8 protein-coding genes and 2 pseudogenes are annotated in these 9,647 nt (G+C 58.0%); 5 read left to right on the forward strand and 5 right to left on the reverse strand.

The features are described 5' to 3' along the window. Window positions 1-268 precede the first annotated feature (268 nt). The 3 genes from C7I87_RS33190 to C7I87_RS36665 are packed head-to-tail and all read left to right on the forward strand — an operon-like array spanning window position 269 to window position 1,086. A complete protein-coding gene (locus C7I87_RS33190; RefSeq protein WP_149908163.1) occupies window positions 269-622 on the forward strand; it encodes a cytochrome c family protein in 354 nt (117 codons plus the stop codon). Between the two features lie 3 nt (window positions 623-625). Next, window positions 626-868, forward strand: coding sequence for a recombinase family protein (locus C7I87_RS36660; RefSeq protein ID WP_306440529.1), 243 nt, complete (start codon window positions 626-628; stop codon window positions 866-868). Beyond that, window positions 865-1,086, forward strand: coding sequence for a hypothetical protein (locus C7I87_RS36665; protein ID WP_306440530.1), 222 nt, complete (start codon window positions 865-867; stop codon window positions 1,084-1,086). The genes C7I87_RS36660 and C7I87_RS36665 overlap by 4 nt, the downstream gene beginning before the upstream one ends. Window positions 1,087-1,222: 136 nt before the next feature. On the opposite strand, the gene C7I87_RS33200 is transcribed toward C7I87_RS36665, so the two are convergent. The 5 genes from C7I87_RS33200 to C7I87_RS33220 are packed head-to-tail and all read right to left on the reverse strand — an operon-like array spanning window position 1,223 to window position 6,531. After that, window positions 1,223-2,803, reverse strand: a complete 1,581-nt coding sequence (locus C7I87_RS33200; RefSeq protein ID WP_149908164.1) for a class I tRNA ligase family protein — start codon at window positions 2,801-2,803, stop codon at window positions 1,223-1,225. 1 nt (window position 2,804) lies between these two features. Next, a complete protein-coding gene (locus tag C7I87_RS33205) occupies window positions 2,805-3,134 on the reverse strand; it encodes a cupin domain-containing protein (protein WP_149908165.1) in 330 nt (109 codons plus the stop codon). Between the two features lie 26 nt (window positions 3,135-3,160). After that, window positions 3,161-3,940 carry a phytanoyl-CoA dioxygenase family protein gene (locus C7I87_RS33210; RefSeq protein WP_149908166.1) on the reverse strand — a complete coding sequence of 260 codons (780 nt, stop codon included), beginning with the start codon at window positions 3,938-3,940 and terminating at the stop codon, window positions 3,161-3,163. A 21-nt stretch (window positions 3,941-3,961) separates the two neighbouring features. After that, window positions 3,962-5,215: an MFS transporter gene (locus C7I87_RS33215; protein ID WP_149908167.1), complete on the reverse strand. Its 1,254-nt coding sequence runs from the start codon at window positions 5,213-5,215 to the stop codon at window positions 3,962-3,964. Then, on the reverse strand, window positions 5,212-6,531 hold the full coding sequence (locus tag C7I87_RS33220; RefSeq protein WP_246696522.1) for a lysine N(6)-hydroxylase/L-ornithine N(5)-oxygenase family protein: 1,320 nt from the start codon (window positions 6,529-6,531) through the stop codon (window positions 5,212-5,214). The genes C7I87_RS33215 and C7I87_RS33220 overlap by 4 nt, the downstream gene beginning before the upstream one ends. 704 nt (window positions 6,532-7,235) lie before the next feature. Between C7I87_RS33220 and C7I87_RS36300 the strand changes: the two are divergent. Next, window positions 7,236-7,400: pseudogene (locus C7I87_RS36300) on the forward strand (ISKra4 family transposase); the annotation flags it as partial. Between the two features lie 284 nt (window positions 7,401-7,684). Then, window positions 7,685-9,211, forward strand: a pseudogene (locus C7I87_RS33225) (ISL3 family transposase). The last annotated feature ends 436 nt before the right edge of the window (window positions 9,212-9,647 follow it).

The raw sequence follows: 9,647 nt of genomic DNA on the forward strand, positions 1-9,647 counted from the left end.
TCGCGGCCCGGAAATCCGGGCACCCTGCCGGCGATCGTTATCCAGATGCGCTGCGCGCCGGCCGACGTCGCGATTGCGCGAAGACGGTCGGGACCGATCGGTCCGAGGCCTGGAACATCGATCGTCGCCCGGGCGAGCAGGCGGCCGTCCTGGCTCACGCTCAGCAACGATCCGTCGCCGCGATTGGCGACGAACAGGTCCGATCCGCCATACCGGCCTTGGCGGCGCGAGCGCCGACGAGAGACGGTTCGCCCGCAGGGTCACCCATATGGATCCAGCCTCGGGATGCGCTGTGCCGATCGACAATCCCAACAATCCTGTCGCGCGACGCTTCATGTCGCACGATGGCAGCGCGGTCGTAGCCGCCGCGCGGCTGCCCGGCCAGGCCAATGTGATCTCGCTGCGCATGCCGCCCGCTCTTTTTGGAATTGCCAGGATCGACGAGATCCCCGACAGCGTCGTCGAAGCGCAGGCCATCAGCAAGGGCGACGGCATCAAGGGCCGCGCCAATCATCTCGTCGACGCCAGCGGCGCGTCTCGAGTCGGCCGCTACAGGTGGAAGGCGGATATCGCATGCCTCGAGGATATGGCGGCCGACGCCTTCGCAAAGAGCTCGGCATGATCAATGCGATCGCCGCCCGCCGCGAGACCAGCCAGAGAGGACGACACCGTCGTCGCCTGGAAGCTCGACCGTCTGTCGCGCTCGCTCAAGGACGTGCTGCACATCATGGAACGCATCGAAACGGCCGGCGTGGGATTCCGCTCGCTGACCGAGGCGATCGACACGACGACGCCGGCAGGTCGCATGATAATGCAGATGGTTGATGGTTGGCTCATTGCTCATTCGCCGAATTCGAGCGCGCCATGATCCGGGAACGCAACTCTGCCGGATTGGCCTTAGCGCGATCCGAGGGCCGGATCGGTGGCCGTCGCAAGAAACTCAATCCCAAGATGCGCCTGGAGATCGCCGAAAGCGTTCTGTCCGGACGAAAATCAGCCGCCGAAATGGCGAGGCTCTACGTGGTTAGCCAGCCGGCGGTGTCGAGGATCGTGGCTGAACACCGCCGGCAACCAGCCGAGAGATAAATCCTACCGTATATCTGTGTCCCAATAATGCACTGGGGCCAAATTCCGGTAGTTCGAAGTGTCCACCCAAGTAATGTGGCAACGCCCCGAGCGAGGTATCTGCGTTTGGAGGTACGAAAATTCATGGTTTTGCCGTTCAAATTTTGACAGGCTGTCTAGTCTGTTCTGTGCGAAAACGTTTATTGTACCCTGCGATGAAGCCAGCAGGTACTGGCGCGCTGAAATACGGGAAGTCCATCTCCACTATTGGCAAGGCAGCAGTTGCAGCAAGTGTCTTGAGGGACGGCTGCCATGTTGCACCGAAGAAATGCTGACCGTAGCGTATCGCTAGCTCAGGTACCACGGGATAAAGGAGACTCAGGAAGAACGAGACCTGCGCGGCATTCCAGATACCACGCGCAAGGTCAGCGACCTCGAAGCACGTGTCGATGATATCAAGCGCATCCCAGAACCGCAGTGCCTCGACTGCGTCGGCGTAACGCTGAGCCAGGCTGCGTAGAGTAGGGCAGAGACCGTTGCTGTCCACGGTGTGTGCGTTCTGGGCATAGTGGCGTAATGCATCTTCCCAGACCCGAAGGCGTGAGGCTGCCATGATCAGCTTGTCAACATCGAAATCGTTCTCATCGCTCTCGAATGGCTTGGCCACCCGCGCCAGCGCGTAACGGAGTACACTGGGGCCGACCTCGCGCGCCACTTCGTCGGTCCAAAGGGCATGATCACGACTGGTGGAAAACTTTTCGCCTTCGAGCTTGAAGAAATCCTGGACGGAATGATTTTTGGGAATTGGATAGCCGCGCGCGAGCAGGGCGCCGGTCACACCTATCGTGTAGTAGAAGCGGTTATCTTGCCCCATGAAAAACAGAAGTTGGGTGTTCGGGTCGTGTAATGCTGCGTCGGCGTCCAGATTGTTGTAGGCGCATTGCTCACGAATGCCGGTGTCAAAACACCACAGGCCCTCAAACCATGTAAGCAGGGTATGGCCGATCAAAGGTTCAGGCTGTTTTAGCTCCACACCATGACTGAAATGGCGCGTCATCGGCAGATCATGCACGTCGCAGGCTAACCAAGCGCGCGCCTTGTCGCGAATGACCTCGGGCCAGGCGCTTTGTCCAATAGCTTTGTCCAGCGCTGGAGCCAGCCGTGGGATGTCGAACACGGCCTGCGTGATAGGCCTCAGCACTAGTTTACCGCCGCACGTGGTGTGCCGCGCGTTGCATATTGTGTCGTGCTGAACAGCTAGGCCGCAGTTCTCACACAAATTACTATCGGTAGCCGCAGAGCACGCCGGACAACGTCCAGCAGCCAGCGAGTCAGCAACGAGCTCGTCGCAATGTTCGCAATAGAGTTGGACCCCCTTACGCACGTCGATATAGCCGGCCTCCTGCAACTCGCGGAAAATCGCCAGCGCATTCTCTTTGTGGATCTCGCTAGATGTCCGCACAAACACGTCTGGCGTGATTTGCACCGCGCGCAAGCACTGCAAGATTTCGTGAATGTGTTTCTGCGCGAGCTCGCTAACAGGCTGTCCAAGCTTTCGCGCCTTTACTAACGTATACGTACCATGCTCATCCGAACCCGTGATATAGTACGCGCGATGGCCAGCCATACGCTGAAAGCGCACGAAGATATCGGCGAGTAAGTATACGCCGCCGACGTGACCGAGATGTAGTTTGCCGTTGGGGCAAGGAGGGGCGGGGCAAACAAAATAAGTGCGCATGTCAATCCCACCAAATAGATAGAAACTTGAGCGTACTGTCCTGACTGGCATTGCGGATAGTGTGCTTTTGGTGTGGTCGCATGTAGCACAACGTCATCTCGCTCACCTGCCGCACCTGACCGTCAGCTTCGAACTCTCCATGACCAGAGATCAGCAGCCACAGTTCGTGCTCGTGGTGCGCGTGCGGATCGACCGCATCGCCCGGTGCGACCTCAACGACCGAGGCGCCGAACTCGGGGCTGAGACCATCCGGCAGATGCTCCAACAGGCGCCAGACCAGAACGCCATATTCCGTTCGCATCAATGAATGATCGGCCTGCTTCGTGTACACGTCGGTCTTTCCTCCGAGGTTGGCACTCAATCGCGATAGAATATGCCGTTGGGCACTTTTAGGCTGTCAAGGTCCGGCAGCTTGCCTTCTGGTGGGTTGTAGGCGCGCTTCATGCGGTTGTATTCGGCACGTGTTGGACCATCGGTAGATGCGCGCTGGAACACTAAATAGAGGGTGCGGCGGGAGCGATTGCTCTTATTTGGCAGTGAGTAGTGGGGCGCATAGTCGTCGAAAATAAACACATCGCCGGCCTTCCATGACACCGGCTCCCATATGAAGCTCTCGGCGACCTCTGGATTGATCACGCCGCCGGCATCCATTGGAAACACTCCCTCCTTATGGTGACCTGGCGTGAAGAAAAGCCCGCCGTTGTCAGGATCCGAATCGTCGATGGCAATGGCTGCCACTGCATGCACCATGCGGTCGGGTATCTTGTGTGGAATATGATAAATGTCCTGGTGTGGGCGGTATCCGCCGCTGTCAGGATACTTGAAGATCAGAAGTTCCTTTAGCATTCGCGTGTTCTCATCAAGTAGCGTCTCGACCGCCGTACGAATGCGGCTATCGGCCAGCAGCGCCTCGCGTAGAGCGTCATGATAGTCCAAGAAGTTCTCTGCCTTTGAAATAATCTTGCGGCTGTCGGCTGTCTTCTCGAACCACATCATCCACTTGTCAGGGCATACATCCCAGCGCGCGACTTCCTCAACGAAATTAGAAATCCTGTCGCGCGTGGCTGCATCGAAGAAGCTTTCGATACGGAGATACCCGTCCTGATTCCATTTCGCTTTTTGTGCTTCGGTTAGCATGTGCGAGCTCCTTTCGTAAAATTACAAGGGACCAGTTGTTGCGTTTACTCGAAGCACGGTTGCCAGCACCGCATTAAGAGCGGTCGCGCCTAATAACGTGAGCAACATCACGTCGGGACCAAATCCGCGGATCAACTGCCCACCCAGCAACGGAAAGCCGAACAATCCGAGGAAATATGCTAGCGAAAAGATCTGCGAGGTAACGGGCACGGACACCCCGTGGTCTCCAGCAAGATTGACGGCCATTCCGTACAGGACGGAATAGCTTAGCCCATAGCCTGCAGCGAAGAGTGCCGTGGCCGCGACATAGATCGGGGTGCTGCCAGCATTGACAATGAACAACACCAGTGATGCACCGGTAGCTAGGAAGAGGGTGAGCGCAAGATGGTGAACGGGCGCGCGGCCTATCACATGCGCGAGTGAGAAGCGCAGCGCCACGCTGGTAGCGGTAAACACTAGAAAGAACAAATCGGAGTTCAGGTGACGTGATGCTGAATAGACGCTCTGATATGTGGATAGCCCCGAGAAAATGCAGGCGGAAACCGCAATCATACCGATGGGGGCAGCTGTGCATTTTCGAAGTAGCGCTGTGGTCTCGGCCACTGTGATTTCGATATCCGGCATCGGCGCCGCGGATAGGTTCAACATGGCACGTCGTGTACCTTCCACGCAAATGGCTGCGATAGCGCATGCTATCGCGAACACTGCGTACACCACGGCCATTGAGCCAGTGCATTTTGCCAACAAGTGACCGAGTGGAGCCGCTAAGCCGAGCCCAGCCATTTGTGAGCCGGACAAGATAGTCAAATACTGAATACGTGCTGCGGGCCGTAGATGGCGAATGATCTGCAGGGGCGACTGGATGAAGAACACTGACCATCCTGCGCCCATCAGCAGCCCCCCGGCATAAGCCGCTCGCTCATCGAGCACTGCGCCGGCAAAGACAAGCATGGCTAGCGCCATGACTACCGAGGCGGCGACCACCGTCGGCATCACGCCGATGCGCTTTGCCACCCAGCCTGCCAAGCAACAGCACGCGATGGTAGCAGCCATGCCGGTGGAGATAATAAAACCTGCGGCTTCACTATCCTTACCAAGCGCCTGCATGTAGTCCGGCAATAGGAAGCTTGTGCCGTAAGCTGCTGCAATGACAATCGATGCGATCAAAAATGGTCCAAAAGCACGGTAGTCCAGCCTGACAGATAGCTGGTCCGCAGTTATAACGGGGGTATCAACAATACGGCTGCGCGGGGATGAGAACGATGCTTCGCTCATGTGATCGCGGCCATGTGCTGTGTGGATACCATCGCATCCAGACCGGCGCCTACCTCGGATGTGTCTGGCGTTTCATAGCCGTCAAGCATCTGCCGATCTGATGTATTCAGATAGAACGGCTGTCCGAGGAGGCTATTAATTATGAGGCTGTTGCGGTACGCGACCAGTGATAGATTGACGCTCTGCAATCCGTGCAGCAGGAGGCTTTGGTTCTGCAAATATACCGGGCCCGGCATGTGCTGATTGAAGCGGACCGCGTAGTCCGGGCCGAGCACCCGCAGGCCATCCTCCATGCACGCGCCCTCGAGGAGCGATTGCAAGAAGGGCGGGGTGCGCGGCTGAAAGCCTGTGGCGAGCACTATGCGATCAACTAAGATGCTGTGATGTTGCTGCGTAGCGATCCTATTCAGATCTACTCGCCAACGCTTGTTGTGGGCCGCGATGTCCTTCACGACTACGCTGGACAACAAACGAAAACTGTCGGCCAGCGTGCCATCCACACTGCGTTCGTACAACATTTCATAGAGGCGATTGCATAATTCGGCAGAGATGCCGTCACTTGTTAGCTTCTCGCGCTCAACTATGGCACGGCGTTGCCGAAGCGGCAGAGCGTGAAAGCGCTGGCTGTAACCGGGCATGTAAGCCTCGTTTACGAAGCTGTTATCGTCCATTGCAAACAAGTTCGTGCGCGCCGTTACCCACGTAATCCGGGTGCCCACGGGACGAGTAAGGATATGCTCAACAATCTCAGCGCCGCTCTGACCACCTCCCACGACGAGCACATCCTCGTCAGGATAGGGTGGCTCCCGCTCGAGATAGTCGGCCGCATGATAGACGGTGTCACCGAGCAGCCGTCTGGCACACCCAGGGATCTTGGGCTCCACGCCAACTCCTATCACAACAGCGCGCGCGAGGTATGTAGTTGTACTTGTGTTGACGCGGTAGCCGTCCCTAAAGGGAACAACATCGACGACTTCCTCGCTGAAGCGGAGCGTGCGGAGTCGTCGTGCAACCCACTGGTAATAATCAGTGAACTCCCGCCTGGACGTCGAGGCGTTGCGTTTGTTGACGAAACTGTAGAGCCGCCCGTGCAGTGCTAGGTAGTTGAGGAAAGAATAGGGGCTAGTAGGGTCTACCAGGGTCACGCAATCCTTGAGTGGCGACACTTGTAGCTGGCTGTTCGGCACCGCCAGGCCTGGATGCCAGCAAAATGCCTCGCGCTTCTCTAGGAATAGTGCGCGAAGCGGAGTAGGTTCAATCAGTGCTGCTAGGCTGAGATTGAACGGGCCGATCCCAATGCCGATGACGTCCAGCATGTCCACAAAATTCCTTTTGACGCTTATCTACGGTTTTTCTCAGGTACGAAGGCAGTCGCGCCGTTCACGAAAGTCACGCTCTTGCTGCAAAGCACGGGCGTGCCGAGCGCCCGCCTGAAGCGGCTTTGTGGAACCGCGAGGCGACGGCTCGACTCTTTCCTCGGGCGAGAGTCTTTGGCCCGGAGGAGCACCTGGAACGGCGCGCGTTGTGTGACCGGTTTGCAAAAACCGTCCGGTTGCGCCAAAGCTCAGCACGGCCTCATGCGCCCGCTTTCTGTTTGAAAGCTGCAATAATCGCCTTCGCCAGCTCGGTAAAGTTCGCGGCACCCGCGACATTGATGTTCGCCGCTTTGGCGCCGCCAAGCAAAAAACCTCATCAGCGCGTTCATTAAGATCAATCGGGGCAAGCGTCATCGGCAACTCCTGGACCATCCGCACCGCTTTCTCATCCCAGCAATTAGCGTGCCACTTGCAAGATCTCAGGCGCGCCTTGCTGTACGAAAGAAACACGCGTACCTGCTAACTTCTGTGTGCAATGGCCGTGCCGCTCTTGTTGGCTTTCCGACATCGCCGTCTTCAATCGGACATGGACGCGCGAAGGATGGAGCGCACGAATGCACGCGCGGCGGTAGATGGGAACAAAGGAAACTGTGAACGCTCGCGCAAACGTGAGGCGGCCCAGCCCGTCATGACCTTGTCATCAACGAATAGGGCTTCGTGTCGCAACCACGCTCGCCGAGTCAGCTGTGAATTCGCTTGTCGGCAAGCTTATGGTCAAGAAGCAACAAATGCGTTGGTCGCTACGCGGCGCCCATTTGCTGATGCAAGTCCGCACCGCCGAACTGAACGGTGAGCTTCGCGATCGCTTGCGGGCTTCCGGCAGTCAGAGCCGAACGTGCCCCCTTTGTTCAAGCCCAAACCACCCCTCCTGCAGGCCGCCGCATAACCCCGGAATAATTACCTGTCTCTCGCGAGGTCGGCGCAATCTCATATTTAAGGGCTCTGCCTCAAAGTGTGTGGCGCGACTAGTGTGTGAGTTCCACAACTTACGAGGATCATCATGCATTCGAAGCAGCACTGGGCTCCAGGCAAGGGCGTTAAGGTTCAGCGCGTTGCGCGAACGGCTAGCGATGGCTGGAACGTATACGCTTCGATGCCGGAGGGCGGCGTCTGCCCTGATTGCGGGCACCAGTCTCGCCGGCGCCATGGTTGGCGTCACAGACGGCTTATGGACTACCCAGCTCACGGCCAAGCCGTGACTCTAAAACTTCGCGTCAGCCGCTGGCGATGCACATTCCAGCACTGCAAACGTAACACATTCTCTGATGATGATCGGGCGATTGCGGTTCCTCACGCCCGCAGGACAACAAGGGCTGTTCAGATTGCCAGACACTTGGGTCATGCGACTGGAGGAAGACCCGCCGAGCGGTTGATGCGCCGTTTCGGCATGCCGATGAGTGACGATACAATCTTGCGTCATCTGAAACGCGGTGCTGCCGGTTCAGCGCCACCGGCCAAGGTCATCGGCCTCGATGATTGGAGTTGGCGCAAGTCGTGGCGTTACGGAACTATCATTGTCGATCTTGAGCGTCGGTCTGTCGTCAACATTCTGGAAGACCGGAGTGTCGAAAGCGCCGCAAACTGGTTGCGAAAGAACCCTTCCATCGGAGTCGTGAGCCGAGACCGTTGCGGGCTCTACGCGCAGGCGGTTCGCGAGGGGTGCTCCACAGGCGATCCAAGTCGCTGACCGGTTCCATCTCGTGCAGAACTTTCGTTTGGCGGTCGAGGAGCAGATGAACCTGTCAGGGCGCTCAAACGGAAGGTCCATTCTGTCTGAGAAGGAAAACGTCGATGCTGCAGCGCATCGGCGTCATGCGCGTATCGCGCATCGACAATCCTGAGACGAAGGGTTCGCGACCATCCACGCGCTTCGAGACGAAGGGCTGACATATTGCGAAATCGAGCGGCGAACCGGTTACAAACGGCGTACCGTGTCGAAATGGCTTAAGTTCGAGACACCACCGGATCGGCGAAGACGGCCGTTCAACCCAACATCGCCGTGGTACTTCGAGAAGTTCTTGGCTCAATGCTGGAAGGATGGAAATCGGTGCGGACGGCACCTGTTCCATGATGTCAAGCTCCGAGGATACACCGGCAGCCGTTCGAACCTGGAGCGGCGGCTCGGAGCGTGGCGCCGGGCCGACGATCCGACAGCCAATATCCCAACGACAACAGCCATCAACCTCGGCCCGGTCAGAGACCCGGATACTGGTCATGCGATCTCACCGGTCGTGGCCGCGGCACTCTGCATTAAGCCCCGAGGGCGGTTGAGTGATCAACAGGCGCGAAAGGTTGATGCCTTGAAGCGGGGATCGCACCCATTTGCCACCATGCGCAGACTGGCGATGGGCTTCAATGGAATCTTGCGTGGGAGGCTGCCTGAACCGCTTGGGGCCTGGATTGACGACGCGATCGGTTCTGATCTTGTTCCCATCATGCGCTTCGCACGGTCCTCCGCCGCGACATCGACGCCGTCTGCGCAGCAATTGAGCTGCCATGGAGCAATGGCCAAGCCGAGGGCCAGATCAATCGCCTGAAGACACTCAAGCGAGCGATGTACGGACGTGCTGGCGCCGAATTGCTTCGGGCAAGAATGCTGCCACTTCGCCACACACTTTGAGGCAGAGCCTAATTAGGTGCAGCGATTACAAAAAGCCGGCGCAATCTCATATTTAAGCGCAGCGCGACAATGATCCCCTCATCGGCCTGCCCGCCGTGGCACGCTGATCAGCCCGGCAACGCCGGAGAGCACGGCGACCAAGGCCGCCAGCTACACCACTTAGCGTAATCGCGGGTGGCGCCTCTCGTAATCCGAGCGGCAGTTCCCCAATGTCATCATGTCGATGAATCGGTCAGCGCTGAAGCGCAGGAAGGAGAACTGCCATGACGAAGTATGCAGCCCTGGATGTCTCGATGGAACAGACCGCCATCTGCGTGGTCGACGAGAACGGTCGGAAGGTCGCGGAGGGAAAGGTTCCAACCGATCCTGACGCGGACTGGCTGGCCGGGAAAGGCGGAGAGCTCGAGAGGATCGGCATGGAAACTGGCCCGTTAGC

It is taken from the genome of Mesorhizobium sp. SARCC-RB16n (assembly GCF_008520305.1).
Taxonomy (GTDB): domain Bacteria; phylum Pseudomonadota; class Alphaproteobacteria; order Rhizobiales; family Rhizobiaceae; genus Mesorhizobium.

What these genes read in the sequence shown, in the direction of transcription:
- C7I87_RS33190 (WP_149908163.1), top strand. Translation starts at nt 269, where the DNA reads ATGGATCCAGCCTCGGGATGCGCTGTGCCGATCGACAATCCCAACAAT.
- C7I87_RS36660 (WP_306440529.1), top strand. Translation starts at nt 626, where the DNA reads ATGCGATCGCCGCCCGCCGCGAGACCAGCCAGAGAGGACGACACCGTC.
- C7I87_RS36665 (WP_306440530.1), top strand. Translation starts at nt 865, where the DNA reads ATGATCCGGGAACGCAACTCTGCCGGATTGGCCTTAGCGCGATCCGAG.
- C7I87_RS33200 (WP_149908164.1), bottom strand. Translation starts at nt 2,803, where the DNA reads ATGCGCACTTATTTTGTTTGCCCCGCCCCTCCTTGCCCCAACGGCAAA.
- C7I87_RS33210 (WP_149908166.1), bottom strand. Translation starts at nt 3,940, where the DNA reads ATGCTAACCGAAGCACAAAAAGCGAAATGGAATCAGGACGGGTATCTC.
- C7I87_RS33215 (WP_149908167.1), bottom strand. Translation starts at nt 5,215, where the DNA reads ATGAGCGAAGCATCGTTCTCATCCCCGCGCAGCCGTATTGTTGATACC.
- C7I87_RS33220 (WP_246696522.1), bottom strand. Translation starts at nt 6,531, where the DNA reads ATGCTGGACGTCATCGGCATTGGGATCGGCCCGTTCAATCTCAGCCTA.